Consider the following 25,606-nt stretch of genomic DNA (forward strand, 5'->3'; position numbering starts at 1 on the left):
GGTGCGGATGTCGCAGTCCTCGACGGTCAGGTGCGGGCCGTGGGCGGCGACCAGGTGGGCGGCGATCTTCTTCGCACGGTGATGGGATGCCTCGGCCGCGCTCGCGGCCGCGGCGCTGTGGCGGGCCCGCAGATTCCGGTAGCCGGTACTGAGCGTGTCGCGGCGGTAGGCCTGCCGGGGTTTCCCGGTCGTGGTGGTGTGCCGGGGTCCGGCCGGGACGGTCACGGTCTTGGCGGGCAGGCCTGCCGCCTGTCGGCGTTCGTCGCGGGTCTGTTGGCGGCGGGAGGGGCGGTACTGCCGGGGGTTGGTGGCGCGGCGGGAGCGGTCGAGGGCGCGCTGGCGTCCCCGGGCCTTCTTGCGTGCTGTGGCCAGGGCGTGTTGCTCCTGCTGGGTCAGGGTGATCCGGTCGGAGTGCACGCCGCCGTCATCGGGGTCGAGCGTGGCGGGGAGGGAGACGACGGCGAGGTTGGAGACGTTGCCGTCCACCCCGCCGACACGCTGGAGGGCGGCGGCCTGCCGGCGCCGTGTACGGGTGGCGCGGGAGGCGTAGCCGGGGGCGAGGACCATCAGATGGGCCTCGTAGGCCCAGCCGCCCGGGGCGGCCGGATCCCGCCTGCGCACCAGGTCGATCTTGTGCCACCGGCTCGGGTCGTCCAGGTAGTGCAGCAGATAGGGCCAGCGCCCGGCACCCTGCGCAAGCCGCACCGGCAGGACGATGTCCCCGCGCCCGGTGGGCCCTCCGGCGAAGACGACGGTCAGCGGCCCGGTGTGGTCGAACCAGGACGCCGCCCTGCCGCGGGGGCGGCCTGCGGCGTCGAGGGTGCCGGTGGGGACGCCTGCGGTGGGCCGGGCGGGGGCGGGCATGCGGCGTGGCTGGGCCAGCACCCGTATGCCCGGGGCGAGGCCTGCGGCCTGGGCGGGGGTGGTGACCTGGGGCGGCAGCGCGGGGTGCCGGAAGGTGTCCAGGTGTCCGGCGAGGGTGCCGTGCAGGCGGAAGGTCTCCCACTTGCGGTCGGTGGTGTGCGAGCGGGCCCGGCCCGGGATACGGGTGTACTCCCACCACGTCCCGGTCCTGGGGCGCCCGGCCCGCCGCCCTGACGCGTCGGGGTGCAGATGCCGGGCCACCCCGGCCCACACCTCGTCGGCCTGATGCATCACCAACACCTTCGACACATGACCGCTCAACCAGCGTGAGCGCTCCAGATGCCGATACGCGCGCCGCTCCAGCCCGGTGCGGGACAGGCCCAGCTCCGCCCGCCATGCCTTCACGTCCCTCTCGCGCCGCACGTCACCGGCCCAGTAGGCGCCGGCCACATCCCGCGCGTCACGCTGCAGGGCGCGTTTGATCTGCCACATCGCCGAGAACAACTGCTCGACCCGGCGGCGGACATCCGCATCGGCGACCACCAGCGGCAGCCGGATCACCGACACCGGCGCATCCTTCGGCCGCCGCCACACCTCACCCCGGTTCGGACCCCGAAACCGCCGCCCCTCCCCAGGAGCAGGAGCAGGAGCAGCCGATGATCGACCCGCCACGCTCTCCCCCCTCTCCCGACCAGCGTCAACGTCAGGCATAACGTCATGAAGTCAGTTCGGGTTACGGTCAGTTGTGCGGAACTTCGTCTCGCCACCTGCCGTTCAGCCCAGTTGAAGGCGTGGACGGGGCTGTCCGGGCCGCAGCTGCACACCCTGATCACCCGTTGGTGGCGACGCCGCCCGGGACGGGACGGGAACTCAGCGCACAACCTCGTCGCCCTTGCATAGTGGCCGACACCACAGGTTCCAGAGTGGCCGGAGACCTGGACGCCGCGAAGGTGTCGAAGCCTGGTGGAGCCGACCGTAGGACCCACGCCATCCGACCCAGCCGCAAGGCCGGGCCGGGGAGGGCAGGCGGCGTAATCCCCACCCCACGTGGGAAGGAAGTGAGCGACCGTACTTGAACCGAAGCCCTCACGCTTTGGCGATGTGACGGACCATCCAGGCCGTAGTGCCCGGAATGCCGAGAACCGCTAAGGCTCTTGGCAACGGCTAGCGCACCACCAGGAACGCGTCCGCGTCCCGCGGTGGCCGGGCCGAGGGCGGGGCCGCCGGGCGGCCCACCGCGACCGCCCCCATCGGATCCCACTCCTCGGGCAGCCCCAGCACCTGACGCACCACCGGGCGGCAGAACATCGTCGACGACACCCACGCCGACCCCAGCCCCTCGCCTGCCAGCGCGACCAGCAGATTCTGCACCCCGGCGCCCGCCGCCACCACGAACATCTCGCGCTCGGCCGCAGCGCGCCGGGCGTCCGGGTAGGCGTGCGCGCCGTCCGCTACCAGGCAGGGCACCACCAGATACGGCGCCTTGCGCAGCACGTCCCCGCGCCGCACCCGCTTGGCGATGCTCTCCTCGGAGAAGCCGTCGCCCCGCAGATCCGCGATCCAGGCCTCGCGCATCGCGTCGAGCAGCCGCAGCCGCGACTCCGCCGACTCCAGGAGCACAAACCGCCAGGGCGTGGTGTGGTGCGGGGCCGGGGCAGTGATCGCGGCGGCCACGGCCCGGCGCACCGCGGCGCTCTCCACCGGCTCGTCGGTGAACTCCCGCACCGTACGGCGCAGGGTGACGGCCTCGCGGACGGCCTCGGAGGTGCCGAGCCGGAACATGTCGTCGGCCGCGCCCCGGATCAGCGGCCGGGCCCCGTCGTCGGGATCGGAGGGATCGGAGGGATCGTCGGGGGCGTCGGGTTCGCCGGGGGCGTTGGCGGTGTCGGCCGGCCGTACGACATGCGGCAGGCCCCGCACGACCGCCACCGGCAGCCCGCCCGCCTTCCCCTTGACCAGATCGCCCGCCGCCGCCAGCTCGTCGGCCGTGGCGACCACGGTGACGCTCAGCGCGTTGCCGTGGGCGTCGGTGCCGCCGCGCAGGTCCTCCAGGACCCGCACCCCCGCCGCCCCGATGGCGACGTCGGTCACCCCGCTGCGCCAAGGCCGCCCGAAGGTGTCGGTGACCACGATCCCCACCTCGACCCCGAGCGCGTCCCGCAGCCCGGCCCGGAGCCGCCGCGCCGAGGCGTCGGGATCCTCGGGGAGCAACAGCACGGTCCCGGCGGGGGTGTTGGAGGCGTCGACCCCGGCCGCGGCCATCACCAGGCCGTGCCGGGTCTCCACGATGCGGGTGCGCCCGCGTCGCGCGACGATGCGGACCGCCTCGGCGTCTATGGCGGCCTCGCGGTCCTCGGCCTGGACGATCCGCCCCTCCGCCTTGCTGACGATCTTGGAGGTGACGAGCAGGACGTCGCCGTCCGCGAGCCCCGGCAGCCCCTCCGCGGCCGCGGCCTCGGCGATGAGCTTGGCGAGGTCGTCGCCGGGGCGCACCTCGGGGATGCCGGGCAGCGCCCACACCCGGTACGTCGGGGCCTGCGTCATGCCCGTACCTCCTCGGCCAGCTTCAGGGCCTCCGCGGCCATCCGGGCCGTGGCCTCGACGTCGGTCATCATCAGCGGGACGGCGCGGCAGCGGATCCCGGCGGCCTCGACCTCGCCCACGGCGGCCGCGTCCACGGTGTCCACGAGCCAGCCGTCGAGCAGCCCGGAGCCGTAGTGGCGGGCGACGGCCGCGGCGGTGGACTCCACGCCCACGGCGGCCAGCACCTTGTCGGCCATGCCGCGCACGGGCGCGTCGCCGACGATGGGGGACAGGCCGACGACGGGCACCCCGGCGTCGGCGATGGCCTCCCGGACGCCGGGCACGGCCAGGATGGTGCCGACGCTGACGACGGGGTTGGAGGGCGGGAAGAGGACGACGTCGGCCGCGGCGATGGCCTCCAGCACCCCGGGCGCGGGCTTGGCCTGCTCGGCGCCGACGGGGATGACCGCGTGGGCGGGCACGGAGGCGCGCAGCCGCACCCAGTACTCCTGGAAGTGGACGGCCTTGCGCGCGGGGCGGCCCTCGTCGGCCCCCTCGGCAGCCGGCGCGTCGGGGTCGTCGATCAGGACGTGTGTCTCGATGCGGTCGTCGGTCATCGGCAGCAGCCGCACGCCGGGCTGCCAGCGCGCGCACAGGGCCTCGGTGACGGCGCTCAGCGGATAGCCCGCGCCGATCATCTGAGTCCGGACGATGTGTGTGGCGAAGTCCCGGTCGCCGAGGCCGAACCACTCGGGCCCGACGCCGTACGCCGCCAGCTCCTCCTTGACGGCGAAGCTCTCGTCGGCCCGGCCCCAGCCCTGGTCCTCGTGGATGCCCCCGCCGAGGGTGTACATCACCGTGTCGAGGTCGGGGCAGACCTTGAGGCCGAAGAGGTGGATGTCGTCGCCGGTGTTCCCGATGACGGTGATGTCGGCGTCCGGCGCCGCCGACTTCAGACCGCGGAGGAAACGGGCGCCGCCGATGCCGCCTGCCAGAACCACAATGCGCATGCGGACATACTCTCAGCCGCCTAGGACATCCAGAGTGTCCGGGGCGTCCGGAACCAAGCCATTCGTGCGGCCTTCCGCCAGCTCCCGCACCGCGTCCTGCGAGGGGTGCATCGGCATGTCGGTCAGCCCGGGGAAGTAGATGTGCAGGCTGACGGCCGGTTCGAGCGAGTCGTTGACGACGTCGTGGACATAGCCCGGCGCGAAGACGCGCTGTGCGCCCGCCGTCAGGGTGTGCCGCCCGCCGTGTCCCACCCGCTCGGTCAGCTCGCCTTCGAGGACGGTCAGCACGCCCGAGGACGCGCCGTGGTCATGGGCCCCGCTGCCCTGGCCGGGGACCCAGCTGAGCAGCCACACCTCGTAGCCGGGGCCGGTGCGCAGCCGGTGGTACCAGCGGCTGGTGGCGTCGTACTGGACCAGGGGCGCCCAGCGGGCGCGGTCGGCGGCGATGGAGCGGGCCAGTCCGGCGAAGGCGGAGACGGTGGAGGGGTGTGCGGGTGCGGGCGGCAGCAGATGCGGGATGGCGAGCGGGTCACCGGCGATCTGGACGTCGCTGTTCATGGGGGTCCTCGGCGGAAGGTGGCGTGGCGGGCGCGGGGGCGGCCGCGCGGCGGCGGCTGCGTAAGACGGCTGTGTGAGGCGGCCGCGTGAGGCGTCTGCGTAAGACGGCTCAGCGAGGCGGCTGCTGCGCGAGATGGCTGGAGCTCAGGGGCGTCGACAGGCATCAACAGCTGGAACAGCGACAGCGAGCCTGCACGGCGCAGCGGAACCCGTGGTCGCGGGTCGGCTGGGGCGCGGGGGTCACTGACATGCGGACTAGGAGACCGGGTCGCCGACCCCCGTGTCAACTTGACGTCCGGATGGTGGGCGAAGTTTCACCTCATCCGGTTGCGGGAGGGGCGGAGGGGTTTGTGCCGGGCGGGAACCGGTCAGACGGCGCAACACCTGGAGCGCCCGGAGTGCAACGGGATCGGCCTTCGTGACGTCCTCCTCTGTGAGTAAGAGAAGGGACGCGAGTGGCGATCGGGGAAGGTGTCGGCTTTAGGCTGATTTGAACACTTTCTGCTTCGCCTTGGTTCCGCAGAGTGAATAAGGGGCTCAATAGCAGATCTCGGCTTGACTGGCCCGGATCGGCACACTTGTAATTTCACTCGTGTCGTTTCTGCCCGACGCGCCGACCGACCGACCGACGGACCGACGGCAGGGCAGCGGACATGGGGACGCAATGACAGACGAGGGGCGCACATGACCGAGTTGTTCCAGCAACTGCTGGTCGAAGAGGCGGACGAGGAGCTCGGTTGGCAGGAGCGCGCACTGTGCGCCCAGACCGATCCCGAGTCGTTCTTCCCGGAAAAGGGCGGATCCACCCGTGAGGCGAAGAAGGTCTGCCTCGCCTGTGAGGTCCGTTCCGAATGCCTCGAGTACGCCCTTGCCAACGATGAGCGCTTCGGTATCTGGGGCGGTCTGTCCGAGCGGGAACGCCGCCGACTGAAAAAGGCAGCCGTCTGACCCCACGCCATACCAGACCTGAACCAGCGGTCCGTCTCCCGTCCCTTGGTGCCGGGAGGCGGACCGCTGTGTACACAGCCGTTAGTGTGGGGCCCCGTCCGAGACGCGCGGGCGCCGCCAAGGGCGCGCGCGTCCACCGCAGTCCAGCGAACCGGGGCCCGTACCTCGATGTCCGTGCACAGCCACCCGGCGGCCCAATACCCGGCCGCCAACGCCGCGTTTGCGCCCGCCCAGACGGCGGTGTCTGCTCCCGCCCACCCGCCCGAGTTTCCCCGCCACGTCGTCACCGCCGTGCTCGTCGCCCATGACGGAGCCCGCTGGCTGCCCGACGCGCTGGCCGGGCTGCTCGGCCAGGAGCGGCCCGTCCAGAGCGTCGTCGCCGCCGACACCGGCAGCGCCGACGACTCCGCGCAGCTGCTGGCCGACGCCCTCGGCCCCGACCGGGTGCTCCACCTCGCCCGCCGCAGCGGCTTCGGCACGGCCGTCGCCGAGGCGGTCCGCGGCGCCGAGGTCCTGGGCCCCGACGAGCTGCCGTACCTCAAGCGCCCCAGCGGCTGGGACCCCGTCAACCGCACCTGGCGCGACGACGCGTACGACATGCCGGAGCTGCCCCACGGCGAGCCCGTCCAGTGGCTGTGGCTGCTGCACGACGACTGCGCCCCCGCGCCGGACGCCCTCGCCGAGCTGCTGCGGGTCGCCGACGACCACCCGCGCGCCGCGATCGTCGGCCCCAAGCTGCGCAGCTGGTACGACAGCAAGCAGCTGCTCGAAGTCGGCGTCAGTATCGCCCGCAGCGGTCGCCGCTGGACCGGTCTGGAGCGGCGCGAGCAGGACCAGGGCCAGCACGACCAGGTGCGGCCCGTGCTGTCGGTGTCCAGCGCCGGCATGCTGGTGCGCCGCGACGTGTGGGAGGAACTCGGCGGCTTCGACCCCCGGCTGCCCCTCATGCGCGACGACGTGGACCTGTGCTGGCGCGCCCAGGCCGCCGGCCACCAGGTGCTGATCGCCCCGGACGCCGCGCTGCGCCACGCCGAGGCCGCCGCCCGCGAGCGGCGCCCCATCGACTGCGTGGGCCGCTCCGTCGCCGGCCCGCACCGCGTCGACAAGGCGGGCGCGACCTACGCCCTGCTGGTCAACAGCCGCGGGTCGGCCCTCCCGTACGTACTGCTGCGGCTGCTGGTCGGCACCATGGTGCGCACCCTCGCGTATCTGGTGGGCAAGGTGCCCGGGCAGGCCCTGGACGAGGTCGCCGGGCTCTTCGGCACCCTGCTGCGCCCCGAGAAGATCCTGGCCGCGCGGAAGCGGCGCGGGCGGTCCGTGGTCGAGAAGGACGAGCTGCGGCCGCTGTTCCCGCCGCCCGGCGCCACGGTGCGCGCCACCGCCGAGCAGATCGCCGGCCACTTCGGCAGCCGCTCCGATCCCGAGCTGTCCTCCGGCGGACGGCACGGGGCCGTGGAGTCCGGTCCTGGCGACGAGGACGCCGACTTCCTGGAGGTCGAGCAGTTCGCCCGGCTGAAGCGGATCGCGCGCAAGCCCGGGCCGGTGCTCTTCGCCGTCCTGCTGCTCGTCTCGCTGATCGCCTGCCGCGAACTGCTCGGCGGCGGCGCGCTGTCGGGCGGCGCGCTGCTGCCCGCGCCCGGCAGCGTCTCCGAGCTGTGGGCGCGCTACCTGGACGGCTGGCATCCGGTGGGGACCGGCGGGACGCAGAGCGCGCCGCCGTATCTGGCCGTGCTCGCCTCGGTCGCCACGCTCTTCCTGGGCAGCACCGGCTTCACGCTCACGCTGCTGCTGGTCTGCTCGGTGCCGCTGGCCGGCTTCACCGCGTACTTCGCCTCCCGGCCGCTCGTCGAGTCCCGGCTGCTGCGCGCCTGGGGGAGCGTCGCGTACGCCTTCCTGCCGGCCGCGACCGGGGCGCTGGCGAGCGGGCGGCTCGGCACCGCCGTGCTCGCCGTCGTGCTGCCGCTGATGGCCCGCGCCGCGGTCGCGGCGAGCGGGTTCGGGCTCGGCGAGCGGGCGCGCGACGGCGAGCGGCCGAGCTGGCGCGCCACCTGGGCGTACGCGCTGCTGCTGACCTTCACCATGGCGTTCACGCCCATCGTCTGGCCGATCGCGCTGCTCCTGGGCCTCGGGGTGCTCGCGCTGCGGTTCGCGGAGAGCCGCACCGAGCAGCTGACGGCGTACGGCCTGCGCTTCCTCGCGGTCGTCCTCACCCCGCTCGCCGTGCTCGCGCCCTGGTCGGCCGATCTGCTGACCGACCCAGGCCGGTTCCTGGACGAGGCCGGTCTCGGCTACACCACCGGCTCCGCGTCCGCCCTGGACCTGCTCGCGCTCAGCCCCGGCGGCCCCAAGGCAGGCGGAACGCTCCTGCTGCTCGGCTTCGTGCTGGCCGCGCTCGCCGCCCTGATGCGCGGCGAGCGGCAGCTGGCGGTCCGTACGGCCTGGGCCGTGGCGCTCACCGGCTTCCTCTTCGCCGCGCTCACCAACGGCTCCGGCTGGGCCGGGCCCGCGACCCTCGTCTACGGCCTGGCGCTGCTGAGCGCCGGTGTGGTCGGCGCCGAGGGCGCGCGGCAGCGCGTCGCCGCGCAGAGCTTCGGCTGGCGCCAGCCGGTCGCGCTGCTGATCGCGGCGGCCGCGGCCGCCGCGCCCCTGTGGGCCGCCGCGGCCTGGATGCTGAGCGGCGCGGACGGCCCGGTCGTGCGGCGCGCCCCCGACCAGGTCCCGGCCTTCGTGGCGGCCGAGAGCAGCACCCGCGACCAGGCCCGCACCCTGGTCCTCGACGGCAACGGCGCCCAGGCCGACTACGTCCTGGTGCGCGGCTCCGGCGCCCGGCTCGGCGACGCCGAGCTCACCGGCGCGGCCGGCGGCGACCGCAGGCTCGACCGGGTCGTGGCCAACCTGATCGCGGGCTCCGGCGCCGACCAGACCGGCCAGCTCGGCGGCTACGCCATCCGCTATGTGGTGGTGCGCGAGGGCTCGGCGCGCCAGATGAGCCGGGTGCTGGACGCCACACCGGGGCTCACCAGGCTCAGCCAGGAGGACGGCAGCGCCCTGTGGCGGGTCGACCAGCGGATCTCGCGGGTCACCATCGTCCCCGGCGCCCAGGCGGGCGAGACGGCCGAGACGGGGGGCCAGGGCGGCTCGACGGCCGGGTCCCAGGCCACCCCGGTGAACGTCCCCTCCGGCCCCGTCGAGGCGCACACCACCGTCCCGGCCGGCCCGGCGGGGCGGGTGCTGCGGATCGCCGACCGGGCGACGGAGGGCTGGCAGGCCACGCTCGACGGCAAGCCGCTGAAGGCGAAGACCGTGGACGGCTGGGCGCAGGGCTTCGAGCTCCCGGCGAACGGCGGACGGCTGGACCTGAGCTACGAGTCCCCCGTCACACACACCGCATGGATGTGGGCCCAGGGTCTGCTGGCGCTGGTCCTGGTGGTGCTGGCGCTGCCGGGCCGCCGCCGTACGGTCGACGACGACCTGCCGGAGGCGGAGGCCGCGGCGGTCGCGGCCGAGGACCTGACGGGCGACGGGCGGCGGGCCCGCCGGCTGCGGGCCGCCGCCGAGGCGGCGGCGCAGACAGCGCTGGATGCACCCGAGGCGGGCGCACCCGCGGCGCGCACCACCGACACGCCGGCGCCCGAGGCCCCGGGCGCGCCCCCGGCGCCGCCGGAGGGTACGGACGCGGGGCAGGAGGCCGCCGCGGCCGCCGACCCGTACGCGGCGGTGCCCCCGCAGCAGCAGTACGGCGAGTGGGACGCCCAGCCGTACGCGGGCGCGGGCGGCGCGGGCTACGGCGGGCAGCAAGGGGACCAGTACCAGGGCGACCAGTACCAGGGCGGTGACTACTCCGGCGCCGGCTATCAGAGCGGCGAATACCAGGGCACCGGCTATCAGCAGGGCGGCGAGTACCAGGCCGGCGACTACTCCGCGGCCGGCTACCAGGGCGACCAGTACGGCCAGGGCCAGTACGCGCAAGGGCAGTACGCCCAGGGCCAGTACCCGGCGGACCCGTACGCGAGCGGCCAGTACGCCGACCCGTACGCCTACGACCAGCAGCAGCCGTACGCCGACGGCGGCACGTACCCCCAACAGCAGGGCGACACGACGTACGGCGACGCCGAGCCCGAGGCCCGCCGCGACGGGAGCGAGCAGCAGCGATGAACCGCACCACCCTGTCCCTGATCGCCGCCGTCACGGCGCTCGCCGCCGTCACCGGCGTCGCCTCGCTGACCGAGGGGTCGTCCGACGACACGGCACCGGCGGCCAAGACGGCCACCAGGCTGCCCGTGGAGCGCTCCGCGCTCGTGTGCCCGACGCCCACCTCCTCGGACGTGGCGACCACCACCTACACCGCGTTCACGCCCAAGGTCACGGGCGCCCAGGGTGCGAAGAAGGGGACCGCCGCGCTGCTCCCCGCCCAGGGCTCGGAGGACGACGGCGCTCAGAAGGACACTCAGAAGGATCAGAAGGGCCGGAAGGGCCAGAAGGGCCAGGCAGGCACGGCGAGCAAGCCCGTCGTGTCCCTCAAGGAGCCCGGGAAGCCGGTCACCGCCGAGACGGACCGCTCGGACGCCCCCGCCCTCATCGGCACCGCCGACGGCCCGCTCGCACCCGGCTGGACCGTGCAGCAGACCACCACGGTGGCCGCGGGCAGCGGACGCGGCCTGCTGGGCACCACGTGCACCGCGCCCGACACGGACTTCTGGTTCCCCGGCATCAGCACCGCGAAGGACCGGCAGGACTACGTTCACCTGACCAACCCGGACGACAACGCCGCCGAGGTGGACCTCAAGCTCTACGGCCCGAACGGCCGGCTCAAGCCCTCGGCCGAAGAGGAGATCACGGTCCCGGGGCGGTCCACCGTCCCGGTGCTGCTCTCCACCCTGACGGACGTGGAGGCGCTGGACGCGACCCTCCGGGTGTCGGCGCGCTCCGGCCGGGTCGGGGCGGCCGTCCAGGCGGTGGACCAGGAGCTCGGCAGCGACTGGCTCCCCGCCTCGGCCGAGCCGTCGGACAGCGTGGTGCTGCCCGGCATCCCGGCCGACGCGACCTCGGTGCGCCTGGTCGTCTTCGCACCCGGCTCGGACGACGCGGACCTGAAGGTGCGGCTGGCCGGGCGCAGCAGTTCGATCACCCCGGCCGGGCAGGAGTCGCTGCACGTCAAGAGCGGGATGACGGCGTGGGCCGACCTCGCGGACGTCACCAAGGGCGAGGCGGGATCCCTGGTGCTCACCCCGGAGGGCGGGGAGGGCCGGGCCGCGCCGGTCGTGGCCGCGCTGCGGGTCACGCGCGGCAAGGGGAGCAGCCAGGAGACGGCCTTCATCCCCGCCACCACGAGCATCGAGCGGACCGGCACCGCCGCCGACAACCGCGCCAAGGGCTCGACGCTGTCCCTGGTGGCCCCGAACGCGTCGGCGAAGGTGCGGGTCACCGCGTCGGCCGGGAGCGGGGGCGGCAGCCCCGTCAGCAAGACCTACGACATCAAGGGCGGCACCACCCAGGCCGTGGAGCCGCCGCGCCCGTCCTCGGGCAGGGGCGGATACGCCCTGACGGTCGAGCGGATCTCGGGCGGGCCGGTGTACGCGTCCCGGATGCTGGCGCTGCCCCAGGGCGGCATCCCGATGTTCACGATCCAGCCGCTGCCCGACGACCGCGGCACGGTCGCGGTCCCGGCGGCGCGCCAGGACCTGTCCCTGCTCAACGACGGCGGCCAGTGATCCCGCGCTGACCGTTTGTGGTGAATACGGGACAGCGACACGCCGTGACGACGGCGTGTCGCTGTCCCGTATTCACCACAACATGAGCCTTGGCGACTAGTCCTGCCCGTAGCGCGGGTCCACCAGCTCCGGGGCGAGGCCGAGCAGCTCGGCGACCTGTTCGACGACGACCTCGTGGACGAGCAGCGCGCGCTCGTCGCGGGTCTTGGCGCGGATCTCGACCGGGCGGCGGTAGATCACGATGCGGTCGGGGCTGTCGCCGCGCGCGGCGATGAACCGGCCGAGCGGCACGGACTCGCCGTCCCAGCCGCCCGCGCCGCCGGGCGCGGCCGGGACCGGCACCTCGAGCACGGCGAAGTCGACGGCGGACAGCTGTGGCCAGCGTCTCTCCAGCCGTTCCGCGGACTCCTGGACGAGATCCAGGAAGGACTCCGCGCGGCTGACGGAGAGCGGCACCTGCGGCGGCGCGATCGGACCGCGCATCCCGCGCCCGTGTCGATCGCGGCGGCGCGGGCGCGGCTCGGACTGGTGGGGCGGTACGGGCCTGGTCATCACTCATGAGGGTAGCCGTCGCGGGCTCTCGGGCACGCGCTTACCGGACAGCGCCTCAGATGTCGCGTTGCTGTCACTCTCGTGTCGCCGGATGAGCGTTCCAGTCGTGCTTGCGACCGAAAACAGTCGCCCCACGGGTCGGCTTTCCCACGCAAGATGATCTATATCGGATCGCTCGATGACCGGATCCGTTCTCGCCGGTCATCGTCCGTGCCGGAGTCCGCGCTGGTCAGCGCGGCGGTTCACGGATCGGGACGCAGGGGGCGAACCGTGACGACACGGCGGAGTGAGCTGGTGGAGAGTCGTCGCGGCCCGCTCAAGAGTGCGGTACCGTCCAACGTCGTGAGCCCTGTACGTCGCTGTTCGCGCACCGCGTGCGGCCGCCCCGCCGTCGCGACGCTGACGTACGTCTACGCGGACTCGACAGCAGTCCTCGGGCCGCTCGCCACCTACGCCGAGCCGCACTGCTACGACCTGTGCTCCGAGCATTCCGAGCGGCTGACCGCCCCGCGCGGCTGGGAGGTCGTCAGGCTGGCCGTCGACACCGGCCCGCCCCGCCCCAGCGGTGACGACCTGGAGGCGCTGGCCAATGCCGTGCGCGAGGCCGCCCGCCCCCAGGAGCGCGCGTCCGGCGGGCCCTCGGGGCCCGGGACGGGCGGCCGGGAGGGCGACCCCCGGGAGGTCTCCCGCCGTGGCCATCTGAGGGTCCTGCGCTCACCGGACTCCTGAGCGCCACCCTCGCCGCCCTGAGGCCCTGACGCCCTGAGGCCCTTCTTCAAACCCCCTCCTCGGACCTCTCCCTGAGGCCGTTTCTCGAACTTCTTCCCGGCACTTGCCGATCCGTTGCCGCCGAGGCATTGACCAGAACTTGTCGCGGACACGACCATTCCTGCATCCCTGGGGCTGTGTTTTCGCATCGCGGATACGGCTTTCCAGGGGCGACTCCCCGGTGCCCGGGTCCCGGGACACCGGAAGAGACGAACCGAATGCCGGGAGGCCTGTGTGTTCGTGCAGCAACTGGAGCCGGTCGCGAGCTCCCTCTCCCTGTCCGCCCTCGTCGCCGCCCTCCCCCTCGTCACCGTCCTCGTGCTCCTCGGCGGGGTGCGGATGCGGGCCCACTACGCCGGCCCCATCGGCCTCGCCGTCGCCGCCCTGGTCGCCTGGCTCGGCTTTGGCATGCCCGTCGGCCAAACCCTCTCCAGCGCGGCCCAGGGGGCGCTTTTCGGTCTCTTCCCCATCATGTGGATCGTCGTCAACGCCCTGTGGGTGTACCGCATGACGGTCCACACCGCCCACTTCGACGTGTTGCGCCGCTCCTTCGGCCGGCTCTCCGCCGACCCGCGCATCCAGGCCCTGGTCGTCGCCTTCTGCTTCGGCGCGCTGCTGGAGGCGCTCGCCGGGTTCGGCGCCCCCGTCGCCATCTGCTCGGTCATGCTCGTCGCGCTCGGCTTCGAGCCGGCCCGCGCCGCCGTCGTCGCGCTCGTCGCCAACACCGCCCCCGTCGCCTTCGGCGCCATGGGCACCCCGGTCGTGACCCTCGCTCAGGTCACCGGGCTCCCGCTGGACTCCGTCGCCTCCGTCGTCGGGCGGCAGACCCCGCTGCTGGCCCTCGTCGTCCCCCTGCTGCTGGTCGCGCTGGTCGACGGCCGGCGCGGGCTGCGGGAGACCTGGGCGCCCGCGCTCGCCTGCGGAGTCGCCTTCGCCGCCGCCCAGTTCGCCGCGTCCAACTACCTCTCCGCGCAGCTCGCCGACATCGGCGCGGCGCTGCTGGGCGCCGCCGCGCTCGTCGCCGTACCCGGCGCCCGCAAGCCCGCCCGCGAGGAGGTGCGCGCGGCCGTGCTGACCGGCGTACGCAGCGACGACCTGGACCGCGAGGACCCGCGCCCCGAGGTGCTGCGCGCCTACGCCCCGTACGCGCTCATCGTCGTGATCTTCTCCCTCGCCCAGATCGGGCCGGTCAAGGACGCCCTCGCCGAGGCCACCCGCACCTTCGACTGGCCCTTCCTGGATGTGGCGAATCCCGACGGCGATCCCGTCGGCGGCAATGTCTTCGCCCTGCCGCTGGTCTCCACCGGCGGCACGCTGGTGCTGCTCGCGGGCGCGGCCACCGCCGTCGTGCTGCGGGTCCCGGTCCGGCAGGCGCTGGGGGAGTGGGCGGCCACCGTGCGCGAGCTGCGCCACGCGATCCTCACCGTCACCTCGGTCCTCGCCCTCGCCTACGTCATGAATCTGTCCGGACAGGCCGCCACCATCGGCCACTTCGTCGCGGCGGCCGGGGCCGGGCTGGCCTTCCTCTCCCCGGTGCTCGGCTGGTTCGGCGTCGCCGTCTCCGGCTCGGACACCTCCGCGAACGCCCTCTTCGGCGCCCTCCAGGTGACCGCCGCCCGGGAGTCCGGGCTGTCGCCCGACCTGCTCGCCGCCGCCAACAGCTCGGGCGGCGTCCTCGGCAAGATGATCTCCCCGCAGAACCTCGCCATCGCCTGCGCGGCCGTCGGCCTCAAGGGGCGCGAGGGGGATCTGCTGCGCAAGGTGCTGCCATGGAGTCTGGCCCTGCTGCTGGTGATGTGTCTCATCGTCGTCGCCCAGTCGTCCTTCCTGCTGGGCTGGATGCTGCCCTGAGCGGCCGCCCCGAGCGCGCCGCGCGACGGGCTTCACAGTTGCCCCCCAGGTCGTACGGGTAGGTTTTGAGGTCCGGAGGCCTCCAAGAGAGGCCCCGGAACGCCCAGAAGAAGACCTCAAAAGAAGACCCCCGAAGTAGAGACCTCCAGAAGGGACTGCTGTGACCGACTTGTCGCAGATCGTGAAGGCGTACGACGTGCGCGGTGTGGTCCCGGACCAGTTGAACGAGCCGCTCGCCGAGCTGTTCGGCGCCGCCTTCGCCCGGGTGACCGGCGCACGGGCGATCGTCGTCGGCCATGACATGCGGCCCTCCTCGCCCGCCCTGTCACGGGCCTTCGCGACCGGGGCCGCCGCACTCGGCACGGAGGTGACCGAGATCGGACTGTGTTCGACCGACCAGCTCTACTTCGCCAGCGGACATCTCGGCCTGCCCGGCGCGATGTTCACGGCCAGCCACAACCCCGCCCAGTACAACGGCATCAAGATGTGCCGCGCGGGCGCCGCCCCCATCGGCCAGGACACCGGGCTCGGCGAGATCCGCGCCCTGGTCGAGGAGTGGTCCGCCGGCGGCGCCCCCGGCCCGGTCGCCGACCGCGGCACGATCACCCAGCGGGACGTGCTCGACGAGTACGCCGCCCACCTGCGCTCGCTCGTCGACCTCACCGGCATCCGCCGCCTGAAGGTCGTCGTCGACGCGGGCAACGGCATGGGCGGCCACACCGTCCCCACCACCTTCGACGGGCTCCCGCTCGAGCTGGACCCGATGTACTTCGAGCTCGACGGCACCTTCCCCAACCACGAGGCCAACCCGCTCGACCCCAAGAACATCGTCGACCTCCAGGCGCGCGTCCGCGAGACCGGCGCCGACATCGGCCTCGCCTTCGACGGCGACGCCGACCGCTGCTTCGTCGTCGACGAGCGCGGCGAGCCGGTCTCCCCCTCCGCGATCACCGCCCTGGTCGCCGCCCGCGAGCTGGCCAAGCACCCGGGCGGGACGGTCATCCACAACTGCATCACCTCGTGGTCGGTCCCCGAGGTCGTCAAGGAGCACGGCGGCACCCCGGTCCGCACCCGCGTCGGGCACTCCTTCATCAAGGCCGAGATGGCCCGCACCGGCGCGATCTTCGGCGGCGAGCACTCCGCGCACTACTACTTCCGCGACTTCTGGAACGCCGACACCGGCATGCTGGCCGCCCTCCACGTCCTGGCCGCGCTCGGCGAGCAGTCCGACCGCCCGCTGTCGCAGCTGGTCGCCGCGTACGACCGGTACGCCGCCTCCGGCGAGATCAACAGCGTCGTGGACGACCAGGCCGGGCGCATGGCCGCGGTCAAGGCCGCCTACGAGGGGCGCGACGACGTCGAGCTCGACGAGCTGGACGGGCTGACGGTGACGGCCGCCGACTGGTGGTTCAACCTCCGCCCCTCCAACACCGAGCCGCTGCTGCGCCTCAACGTGGAGGCGCGCGACGCGGAGACCGTCGCCCGCGTCCGCGACGAGGCCCTGGCCATCGTCCGCGCCTGAGCGACGGCCCCCAGGGGCGGTACCGAGCCCGGAAGGGAGGGGGCGACGCTGCTGCCGCGCCGCCCCCTCCCCGGCGGTACGCTGACCACGCTGGACCCAAACCGAAGGGACGACGCCCCATGCCGCTCGAAGCCGGTCTGTTGGACATCCTCGCCTGCCCGGCGTGTCACGCGCCGCTGCGCGAGGAACAGGGGCCGGAGACGCCCGAGCTGGTGTGCGCGGGCGAGGGGTGCGGCCTCGCCTACCCGGTCCGGGACGACATCCCCGTGCTGCTGGTCGACGAGGCGCGCCGGCCGGCCTGACGGCATCCCGCGCAGTTCCCGCACCGCCCCGCCCACGGCGATCGGAGGCCGAAGCACCATGCTCGACGAATCCCTCCTCGACGCCCCCGAAGCCCTCGCCCGCGCGGATACCCGCGGGCTGCTGCGCGGGGTCGCCGAGTCCGGCGCCCGGGTGCGCACCGCGGCCCGGTACGCGGCCGAGGCGGGGGTCGCCGACCTCAAGCCCGACGGCCGGCCGCGGACCGTCCTGGTCGCCGGCCCCGGCGCGGCCGGGAGCAGCACTGCCGACCTCCTCGGCGCCCTCAGCGGCAACAACTGCCCGGTCAGCCTGATCGCGCCGACGGGCGTGGCGCCCGCCCCGGGCGCGCTGCGCTGGACGCTGCCCGGCTGGGCGGGCCCGCTCGACCTGCTGCTGCTCGTCACGCCGGACGGCGCGGAGCCGGGGCTGCCGCCGCTCGTCGAGCAGGCGTACCGGCGCGGCTGCTCGATCGTGGCGGTCGCGCCCGCGCACTCCCCGCTGGCCGGCACCGTCGAGCAGGCGCGCGGGCTGATGGTCCCGCTGGCCACCACCCCGTACAACAGCTCGGCCCCGTACGACACGGCGCCGCCCGCGCCCGCCGGATCCCCGCAGGCCGAGGGGCAGCACACCGAGCCGACGGGCACGGCGCCGGACGAGGTGACGGGGCCCGCGCTGCCGGGCACCCTGTGGGCGCTGCTCACCCCGCTGCTGGTCCTCGTCGACCGCATCGGCCTGGTGTCCGCCCCGCCCAGCGCGCTCCAGCAGGTGGCCGACCGGCTGGACCAGGTCGCCGAGCGCTGCGGCCCGGCCATCGCCACCTACACCAACCCCGCCAAGGCCCTCGCCGCCGAGCTCGCCGGCTCGCTGCCGCTGCTGTGGACCGAAGGGCCGGTCGCGGCGGCCGCCGGGCGGCGCTTCGCGGGCCTGCTCGCGCTGCTCGCCGGGCGCGCCGCGCTCGTGGCCGAGCTGCCCGGGGCGCTCGCCGCCCACGGCACGCTGCTCGCCGGGTCGCTGGCCGGCGGCGCGGACCCCGACGACTTCTTCCGCGACCGGGTGGAGGAGGCCGAGGCGCTCCGGGCCCGGGTTGTGCTCTTGTACGACGAACCGGTGGGCTCCCTCTCGGCCGTGCCGACCGCCCGGGAGCTCGCGCTCGCCCACGACACGGCGCTCAGCGAGCTCGAACCGGGCAGCGGCGGCGTCCTGGAGTGCGCGGCGGAACTGCTCGCCATCACGGATTTCACCGCTGTTTACCTGGCGCTCGCCTCGGCGGAGGGATCATGACCGAGCACCCCTGTCGGTAACCCGCGGAAGTCTTCAGAAGACTCCCGGGGTTTCGACGTCCCTGCTCGCAGAGTTCGTACAGTTTCGTACAGTCAGGAACCGCACTCCATGGACCGCCTCGTCAACACCGTCCGCCCCTACGCCTGGGGCTCCGTCACCGCCATCCCCGAGCTGCTGGGCACGGAGCCGACGGGCGAGCCGCAGGCCGAGCTGTGGATGGGGGCGCACCCCGGGGCGCCGTCCCGGGTGGACCGCGGCGAGGGCCCGGTGGCCCTCTCCGACGTGATCGCCGCCGACCCCGAGGGCGAGCTCGGCCCGGACGCCGTAAGCCACTTCGGGCCGCGGCTGCCGTTCCTGCTCAAGGTGCTCGCCGCCGCCTCGCCGCTCTCGCTCCAGGTGCACCCCGACCTCGCCCAGGCCGGGGCGGGCTTCGCGGACGAGGAGGCGCGCGGCGTCCCGCTCGACGCCGCCCACCGCAACTACAAGGACGCCAACCACAAGCCCGAACTCATATGCGCCCTCACACCCTTCGACGGGCTGTGCGGCTTCCGCGACGCCGACCAGGCCGGCGAACTGCTGGCCGCCCTTGAGGTGGACTCGCTCAAGCCGTACGTGGACGTCCTGCACGCCCACCCGGAGTCCCACGCGCTGCGCGAGGTGCTCACCGCCGTACTGACCGCCGACCGCGAGGCGATCGCGGACACCGTCCACCAGGCCGCTGCCGCCGCCGAACGGCTCGGCGCGCAGGACGGCCCGCACGCCGCCGCGTACCGCGCGTACGCCTCCATCGCCCGGCACTACCCGGGCGACCCCGGCGTGATCGCCGCGATGCTGCTCAACTACGTACGGCTCCAGCCCGGCGAGGCGCTCTACCTCGGCGCGGGCGTGCCGCACGCCTATCTCGACGGCCTCGGCGTCGAGATCATGGCCAACTCCGACAACGTCCTGCGGTGCGGGCTGACCCCCAAGCACATCGACGTCCCCGAACTGCTGCGCGTCGTCCACTTCGAGAGCGCGGCCCCCGGTGTGCTCCGCCCGGAGGCAGAGCCCTCCGGCGAGGAGGTGTACACCACCCCGATCGACGAGTTCCGGCTGTCGCGCTACGTCCTGGCCGAGGGCACCGGCAGCCTCCCGCTGTCCTCCCGCACCGCCCAGATCCTGCTGTGCGCCTCGGGCACGGCCGTGCTGCGCGGCACGGACGGGGAGGGGACCGAACTGCGGCTGGCTCAGGGGGAGTCGGCCTTCGTGTCGGCGGGTGAGGCCGTGGCGCTGTCCGGGCCCGGCACTGTGTTCCGGGCCACAGTCGCCGCCTGACGCACCGCCGTTTGGCGGGGCTGCAACAATGGCCCGCCGTACGCAGTAAAGCAACGGCAAAGCTGCCGTGCGACGGAAGGGACATTCGGCACAAAATGAGTGCATCAGGCGGAACCAAGGCGATTGTTGCCGCGCTGGGCGCCAACCTGGCCATCGCCGTAGCCAAGTTCGTGGCGTTCGCGTTCAGCGGCTCGTCGTCGATGCTCGCCGAGGGCGTGCACTCGATCGCCGACTCCGGCAACCAGGGCCTGCTGCTGCTCGGCGGCAAGAAGGCCAAGCGCGAGGCGACCCCGGAGCACCCCTTCGGCTACGGCCGGGAGCGCTACATCTACGGCTTCCTGGTCTCCATCATCCTCTTCTCCATCGGCGGCGTCTTCGCCCTCTACGAGGGCTACGAGAAGATCAAGAACCCGCACGAGCTGGAGCACTGGTACTGGCCGGTCGGCGTGCTCATCTTCGCGATCGTCGCGGAGGGCTTCTCGTTCCGTACGGCCATAAAGGAGTCGAACGAGATCCGCGGCAAGCTGTCCTGGTCGCAGTTCGTACGCCGGGCCAAGGCCCCCGAGCTGCCGGTCGTCCTGCTCGAGGACCTCGGCGCCCTGGTCGGTCTGGTGCTCGCCCTCGGCGGCGTCGGCCTGTCGGTGCTCACCGGCAACGGCGTGTGGGACGGCATCGGCACCGTCTGCATCGGCGCCCTGCTGGTCCTGATCGCCCTCGTCCTGGCGGCGGAGACGAAGTCCCTGCTGCTCGGCGAGGCCGCGGACGTGGACCAGGTAGCCAAGATCCGTGAGGCCGTCGTGGACGGCGAGACCGTCACCGGCCTGATCCACATGCGCACGCTCCACCTGGGCCCGGAGGAACTGCTGGTCGCCGCCAAGATCGCCGTCCAGCACGACGACACGGCGGCGGAGGTCGCCCACGCGATCGACGCGGCGGAGGCCCGCATCCGCGAGGCGGTCCCCATCGCCCGAGTGATCTACCTGGAGCCCGACATCCTCCGCACCACCAAGCCGTAACCCCCCACGAGGCCGCGCCCCGCCCCAGCCCGGGGCGGGGCGCTGCCTCGTGGCAGTGGGCGTGGTGTGCGCTGTGATCCGGAGAGTTCTGGGCTCCGCCCCGTGGGGTCAGGAGAGCACTCCGCTCCCCGTCCCCGGAGCCCGGGGACGGGGAGCGGAGACCCCACGCGGCCAAGCCCCGTGGGGTCTGGGGCGGAGCCCCGGTTTCGGGAAGGGGCGGGTCAGGGGAGAACCCCACTGCCCCACCCACAACCCCGCTACTCGATCTCGCCGAGCACCCGCAGAATCGCCACCTCGTCCGCCGCCCCCAGCAACCGCTCCCGGAACTCCGCACTCATCAGCTTCCGCGAGAGCAGCGCCAAGATCCGCAGGTGTTCATCCCCCGCAGCCGCCTCCGGCACCGCGATCATGAACACCAACTTGGCCTTCGTGCCGTCCAGCGCACCCCACTCGATGCCCTCGGGCGCCCGCGCGAACCCGACGACGGGCTCGGTCACCGCGTCCGTCTTGGCGTGCGGAATCGCGATCTCCTCGCCGAGCCCGGTCGTGCCCTGCTCCTCGCGGGCCAGTGCCGCGCGGACCAGCTCCGGCACATCGGCGACCTTGCCGGAGGCGGCGAGCAGCTCGGCCATCTCGCGTATGGCGGCTTCCTTGCCGTCCGCCGCAAGCCGCTCCCGTACGGTCCGCCCGGTCAGATACCCGGACAGCACCTGACCCTCCTGACCCGCAGCCGCCCTCTGGGGCACAACAGCCACAGCCGCCCCCTCCGCCACGACCCCCGCCGGCACCCGCTCACGCACCAGCACGGGAACACCCGCGCCTGCCCCCTGCCGCGCCGAGCCCCCCGCACCCCCGCCGAACGACAGCGACATCAGCCCGATCGTCGCGAGCGCCGTGGCCGCCGTACCAATCACGACGGCGACGAAGAACATCGGCACCCCGCCGACCGCCCCGAGCAGCGCCACGATCGGACCGCCGTGCGGCACGTTGTCCTCTGACCGACGCGAGACCCGCCACCGCACCGGCGACCGCGCCGCCGAGCATGTTCGCCGGAATGACCCGCGCCGGACGCGCCGCCGCGAACGGGATGGCGCCCTCGGTGATCCCGAAGAAGCCCATGAAGAGCGCGGCCAGACCGGTCTCCCGCTCCTGGTCGTCGAACATCCGGCGGCGGATGAGCGTGGCCAGCCCCTGGCCCAGCGGCGGGACCGGGATGGCCGCCGCGCACATTCCCATGATCTCGGGGTTCTTGGAGACCAGGCCGGCGCCGAAGAGGAAAGCGGTCTTGTTGACCGGCCCGCCCATGTCGAACGCGATCATCAGGCCGAGGATCGTGCCGAGCAGCGCCGCGCTGGTGCCGGTCAGCCCGCCGAGCCAGTCGGTGAGGTGCTCGAAGACCCAGGAGATCGGCTCGCCGAGCACATAGATGAAGAACAGCCCGAGCGCCGAGGTCGCCACGATCGGGATCACGATGATCGGCATGATCGGCTGGGCGAACTTGGGGACCTTGACCATCTTGATCCAGCGGACCAGATACCCGGCCAGGAACCCGGTGATGATCGCGCCGATGAACCCGGCGCCCGCCTCGCTGTCGTACAGCTCGCCGTGCGCCGCGATCCAGCCGCCGACCATGCCGGGCACCAGCGCCGGCCGGTCGGCGATCGCATAGGCGATATAGCCGGAGAGCACCGGGATCATCAGCTGGAAGCCGATCACGCCGATGTCGTTGACGGACTTCCAGAAGGAGTCGTCGGGGATGACGATGCCCTTGGGCGTCGTGTCGCCGCCCAGTGCGAGCGAGACCGCGATCAGCAGCCCGCCGACCACGACGAACGGGATCATGTACGAGACGCCGTTCATCAGGGCCTTGTAGGTGACGCTGCGCCCCTTGCCCCCGGCGGAGCCCCCCGCTCCACCGCTGCCCGCGCCCCCACCCGCACCATCCCCGCCGTACACCGGCGCGCTGCGGACCTGCTCGATCAGCTGCTCGGGGTGGTGAATGCCCTCCGCGACGCCGACGACGAGCACCCTCTTGCCGACGAACCGGCTGCGGTCGACGTCCTTGTCGGCGGCGATGATGATGCCGTCCGCGTCTCTGACATCGTTGTCGGACAGTACGTTCTCGGCCCCGATCGAGCCTTGTGTCTCCACCTTCATGGCGTGCCCGAGCGACTCCGCCGCCTGGGCCAGCTTTTCCGCGGCCATATAGGTATGCGCGATGCCGGTCGGGCAGGCGGTCACCGCAAGCAGCTTGAGCCCTGGTCCGCTGGCCCCCACGCCATTGGGGGGATCGGCTGGACTGGTCACGTGGGTCTCCTTTGACAACGTTGACAACGCGTTGATCGAGCGAGGGAAGGTGCAAGGGTCCCCGCGCCGAGCGCATCCTGCAAGAGGTCCGGACCGGAACAAATCCCAGGTCGGCAGGGCACAGACGGCGAACCGGCCGAAGATAGCGTCCACAGGTTGAAGAAAGCCGCTGCGGACTGGGGTTCGCTGCGCCGATCGGTGTAGATTCGTGACCGAGCCAGACGTCGCTGCTGATGGCGGTCGGGCGGTCCGTTCCGCGGACCGGCCGAGGGAGAGAGGGCCTCCGACGGACTGCGCACTGCGAGCAGGGGACCCGTGTGTCCAAGCCGTGTGACCACGGCGCTGCGGAACCACTGCCGCATGCCCAGCCGAAACCACTCTCGCTCGAAACCGATCAATTGAGGAGCAGCAGATGACGAATGCCGTCTCCGGTCAGGACTTCAAGGTCGCCGACCTGTCCCTGGCCGCCTTCGGCCGCAAGGAGATCACCCTCGCCGAGCACGAGATGCCCGGCCTGATGGCGATCCGCGAGGAGTACGCCGCCGACCAGCCGCTCGCGGGCGCCCGCATCACCGGCTCGCTGCACATGACGGTGCAGACCGCCGTGCTGATCGAGACCCTGGTCGCGCTCGGCGCGCAGGTCCGCTGGGCCTCCTGCAACATCTTCTCCACCCAGGACCACGCGGCGGCCGCGATCGCCGTCGGCCCGAACGGTACCCCCGAGGACCCGAAGGGCATCCCGGTCTTCGCCTGGAAGGGCGAGACCCTGGAGGAGTACTGGTGGTGCACCGAGCAGGCGCTGACCTGGCCGGGCACCGCCACCGGCGGCCCGAACATGATCCTGGACGACGGCGGCGACGCCACTCTCCTGGTCCACAAGGGCGTCGAGTACGAGAAGGCCGGCGCCGCCCCGGACGTCTCCACCGCGGAGAACGAGGAGCACCGCGTCATCCTGGAGCTGCTGAACCGCACCCTCGCGGAGAGCCCGCAGAAGTGGACGCAGCTCGCCTCGGAGATCCGCGGCGTCACCGAGGAGACCACCACCGGCGTCCACCGCCTCTACGAGATGCACCGGGACGGGACGCTGCTCTTCCCGGCGATCAATGTGAACGACGCCGTCACCAAGTCGAAGTTCGACAACAAGTACGGCTGCCGCCACTCCCTGGTCGACGGCATCAACCGCGCGACCGACGTGCTGATCGGCGGCAAGGTCGCGGTCGTGTGCGGCTACGGCGACGTGGGCAAGGGCTGCGCCGAGTCGCTGCGCGGCCAGGGCGCCCGGGTCATCATCACCGAGATCGACCCCATCTGCGCGCTCCAGGCGGCGATGGACGGCTACCAGGTCGCCACCCTGGACGACGTGGTGGAGACCGCGGACATCTTCATCACCACGACCGGCAACAAGGACATCATCCTGGCCGCCGACATGGCCAGGATGAAGCACCAGGCGATCGTCGGGAACATCGGCCACTTCGACAACGAGATCGACATGGCCGGCCTCGCCGCGATCCCCGGCATCGTGAAGGACGAGGTCAAGCCGCAGGTTCACACCTGGACGTTCCCCGAGGGCAAGGCGATCATCGTGCTGTCCGAGGGCCGTCTGCTGAACCTGGGCAACGCGACCGGTCACCCGTCGTTCGTGATGTCCAACTCCTTCGCGAACCAGACCATCGCCCAGATCGAGCTCTTCACCAAGCCGGAGTCCTACCCGACCGACGTCTATGTGCTGCCCAAGCACCTGGACGAGAAGGTCGCCCGGCTCCACCTGGACGCCCTCGGCGTCAAGCTGACCACGCTCCGCCCGGAGCAGGCCGCCTACATCGGCGTCCCGGTCGAGGGCCCGTACAAGGCCGACCACTACCGCTACTGATCGCACCACCCGGTAGCCGGTGAAGCCCCCGCCCAGTCGGGGGCCCAGGGCCCGCCCGGACCGACTCGTCCGGGCGGGCCTTCGCACGTCAAGGAACGGACCATGCCCCGCGGCCGCTACTCCCTCCACGACCCGCACGATCACGCCCCGCTCGGCGAGGAGCACTTCCACTGCGCCACCGGCCCCAGCGGCTGGCGCTATGTCTCCCAGCTCACCTCCCCCTCCGGCGAGCACAGCGGCTCCGTGGACCTCACACTCGACGAACGGGGCCGGCCACTCCGTCTGGAGCTGAACGCCGCGAGCTGGCGCGTCCGCGGCGCGGCGCTGGAGGGCGTCACCTGGGTCCGCACCGACCCGGCCGGAGAGCACGCCACCGAGGGCAATGTCGCGGCCCACTCCTTCACCGGGGCCTCGCCGGCCTTCCTGATCGCCACGGCCCGCCTGCTGCGCCTCGCCCCGAGCGCCCCAGCCACCCGCGTCCGCCTCGTCGCCTTCACCGCCCCCGTCCTGGCGCCCCGCACACTCGACCAGTCCTGGGTGCTGCTGGACAGGGCGGCACACCCGACCGACAGCGGCCCGCTGACCGTGGACGAGTACGAGGTCACCGCCCTGGACACGGGTGAGCGGCACTCGGTCCACATCGCTGGTGACGTGGTGCTGGCGGCGCCGGGGATCGAGCTCGAAGACCTCGAGAACCCGCCGTCGACGTTCGCCTGACGGAGCCTTGACGCCCGCACCCTCGGGAGTTACACAGGGAGTCGCTGGTTGTTTCACACAGACGTCGAGACATCGTCCGTCGAGACACCGGGTCGACGCACCGTCCACAACGTGTGGCGCTCTGCGCGAAGGCCCCTTCTGACCTGCTACTGTGTTGATCTCACCCAAACCTCTTGACGGGGGTTGTCGGGTGAGGTAGGTTCTAACGGTTGCGGCGCAAGCAGTGTATGCTTGTAAGCAGTTGCTCGCGGGCAACCGTGAGCACCAAGGTCGCCTCGGTTCTGAATTCTGATTCGAACGAGGCACACTTCGATCCCCGCAGGAATCGCGAAGCCGATTAGGTCGGCCGATGTGAGTCTGCTAAAGTCGAAACAGCCGAAAGGCAAAGGCCACTCCAACGGCCACCAGAAATGGGAATTCGGACCGGGAACGGACCGGAAAACGGATCTGGTAAGGTTGGAAACACCGAAGGGAAGCGCCCGGAGAAACCGGTG

16 protein-coding genes and 1 pseudogene are annotated in these 25,606 nt (G+C 72.7%); 12 read left to right on the forward strand and 5 right to left on the reverse strand.

Going from position 1 to position 25,606, the window contains the following annotated elements:
* Positions 1-2,028 precede the first annotated feature (2,028 nt).
* From ACZ4WQ_RS46650 to ACZ4WQ_RS46660, 3 genes are read right to left on the reverse strand one after another with little or no spacing between them, the layout of a single operon-like run.
* Positions 2,029-3,408, reverse strand: a complete 1,380-nt coding sequence (locus ACZ4WQ_RS46650) for a coenzyme F420-0:L-glutamate ligase (RefSeq protein ID WP_398374469.1) — start codon at positions 3,406-3,408, stop codon at positions 2,029-2,031.
* Positions 3,405-4,397 (reverse strand): 2-phospho-L-lactate transferase, encoded by a 993-nt coding sequence (cofD, locus tag ACZ4WQ_RS46655; RefSeq protein ID WP_398374467.1) that lies wholly within the window; start codon positions 4,395-4,397, stop codon positions 3,405-3,407. The genes ACZ4WQ_RS46650 and cofD overlap by 4 nt, the downstream gene beginning before the upstream one ends.
* A gap of 12 nt (positions 4,398-4,409) precedes the next feature.
* Positions 4,410-4,955, reverse strand: coding sequence for a cysteine dioxygenase (locus tag ACZ4WQ_RS46660; RefSeq protein ID WP_311729451.1), 546 nt, complete (start codon positions 4,953-4,955; stop codon positions 4,410-4,412).
* A gap of 684 nt (positions 4,956-5,639) precedes the next feature.
* Between ACZ4WQ_RS46660 and ACZ4WQ_RS46665 the strand changes: the two genes are divergently transcribed.
* From ACZ4WQ_RS46665 to ACZ4WQ_RS46675, 3 genes are all read left to right on the forward strand, one after another.
* Positions 5,640-5,903 (forward strand): WhiB family transcriptional regulator, encoded by a 264-nt coding sequence (locus ACZ4WQ_RS46665; protein WP_004952403.1) that lies wholly within the window; start codon positions 5,640-5,642, stop codon positions 5,901-5,903.
* 168 nt (positions 5,904-6,071) lie between these two features.
* Complete coding sequence (locus ACZ4WQ_RS46670) at positions 6,072-10,058, forward strand: glycosyltransferase (protein WP_468022897.1); 3,987 nt, start codon at positions 6,072-6,074, stop codon at positions 10,056-10,058.
* Positions 10,055-11,614: a DUF5719 family protein gene (locus ACZ4WQ_RS46675; RefSeq protein WP_468022898.1), complete on the forward strand. Its 1,560-nt coding sequence runs from the start codon at positions 10,055-10,057 to the stop codon at positions 11,612-11,614. The genes ACZ4WQ_RS46670 and ACZ4WQ_RS46675 overlap by 4 nt, the downstream gene beginning before the upstream one ends.
* Before the next feature lie 96 nt (positions 11,615-11,710).
* Here ACZ4WQ_RS46675 and ACZ4WQ_RS46680 read toward each other — a convergent pair whose 3' ends face one another.
* The gene (locus ACZ4WQ_RS46680) at positions 11,711-12,166 is read right to left on the reverse strand and encodes a metallopeptidase family protein (RefSeq protein WP_385351609.1); all 456 of its coding nucleotides are present in this window, start codon (positions 12,164-12,166) and stop codon (positions 11,711-11,713) included.
* A gap of 294 nt (positions 12,167-12,460) precedes the next feature.
* Here ACZ4WQ_RS46680 and ACZ4WQ_RS46685 point away from each other — a divergent pair, with 294 nt between their 5' ends.
* The 7 genes from ACZ4WQ_RS46685 (at position 12,461) to ACZ4WQ_RS46715 (ending at position 20,218) form a co-directional block, all read left to right on the forward strand.
* The gene (locus ACZ4WQ_RS46685) at positions 12,461-12,895 is read left to right on the forward strand and encodes a DUF3499 domain-containing protein (RefSeq protein ID WP_311729471.1); all 435 of its coding nucleotides are present in this window, start codon (positions 12,461-12,463) and stop codon (positions 12,893-12,895) included.
* A 273-nt stretch (positions 12,896-13,168) separates the two neighbouring features.
* A complete protein-coding gene (locus ACZ4WQ_RS46690; protein WP_311729454.1) occupies positions 13,169-14,785 on the forward strand; it encodes an L-lactate permease in 1,617 nt (538 codons plus the stop codon).
* A 160-nt stretch (positions 14,786-14,945) separates the two neighbouring features.
* Positions 14,946-16,307 (forward strand): phosphomannomutase/phosphoglucomutase, encoded by a 1,362-nt coding sequence (locus ACZ4WQ_RS46695; RefSeq protein ID WP_311729455.1) that lies wholly within the window; start codon positions 14,946-14,948, stop codon positions 16,305-16,307.
* A gap of 119 nt (positions 16,308-16,426) precedes the next feature.
* A complete protein-coding gene (locus ACZ4WQ_RS46700; RefSeq protein WP_398374461.1) occupies positions 16,427-16,609 on the forward strand; it encodes a Trm112 family protein in 183 nt (60 codons plus the stop codon).
* 58 nt (positions 16,610-16,667) lie between these two features.
* On the forward strand, positions 16,668-17,888 hold the full coding sequence (locus ACZ4WQ_RS46705) for an SIS domain-containing protein (protein WP_311729457.1): 1,221 nt from the start codon (positions 16,668-16,670) through the stop codon (positions 17,886-17,888).
* A 108-nt stretch (positions 17,889-17,996) separates the two neighbouring features.
* The gene (gene manA / locus ACZ4WQ_RS46710; protein WP_398374459.1) at positions 17,997-19,202 is read left to right on the forward strand and encodes a mannose-6-phosphate isomerase, class I; all 1,206 of its coding nucleotides are present in this window, start codon (positions 17,997-17,999) and stop codon (positions 19,200-19,202) included.
* Positions 19,203-19,297: 95 nt separating this feature from the next.
* Complete coding sequence (locus ACZ4WQ_RS46715) at positions 19,298-20,218, forward strand: cation diffusion facilitator family transporter (protein WP_385351603.1); 921 nt, start codon at positions 19,298-19,300, stop codon at positions 20,216-20,218.
* Between the two features lie 257 nt (positions 20,219-20,475).
* Here the strand turns inward: ACZ4WQ_RS46715 and ACZ4WQ_RS46720 are convergent.
* A pseudogene (locus tag ACZ4WQ_RS46720) lies at positions 20,476-22,525 on the reverse strand (fructose-specific PTS transporter subunit EIIC).
* A 412-nt stretch (positions 22,526-22,937) separates the two neighbouring features.
* On the opposite strand from ACZ4WQ_RS46720, the gene ahcY reads away from it, so the two are divergent.
* Complete coding sequence (ahcY, locus tag ACZ4WQ_RS46725) at positions 22,938-24,395, forward strand: adenosylhomocysteinase (protein ID WP_398374457.1); 1,458 nt, start codon at positions 22,938-22,940, stop codon at positions 24,393-24,395.
* Between the two features lie 102 nt (positions 24,396-24,497).
* Positions 24,498-25,112 carry a hypothetical protein gene (locus ACZ4WQ_RS46730; protein ID WP_398374456.1) on the forward strand — a complete coding sequence of 205 codons (615 nt, stop codon included), beginning with the start codon at positions 24,498-24,500 and terminating at the stop codon, positions 25,110-25,112.
* Positions 25,113-25,606: the final 494 nt, after the last annotated feature.

The sequence above is a fragment of the Streptomyces sp. NPDC028305 genome (assembly GCF_055569495.1).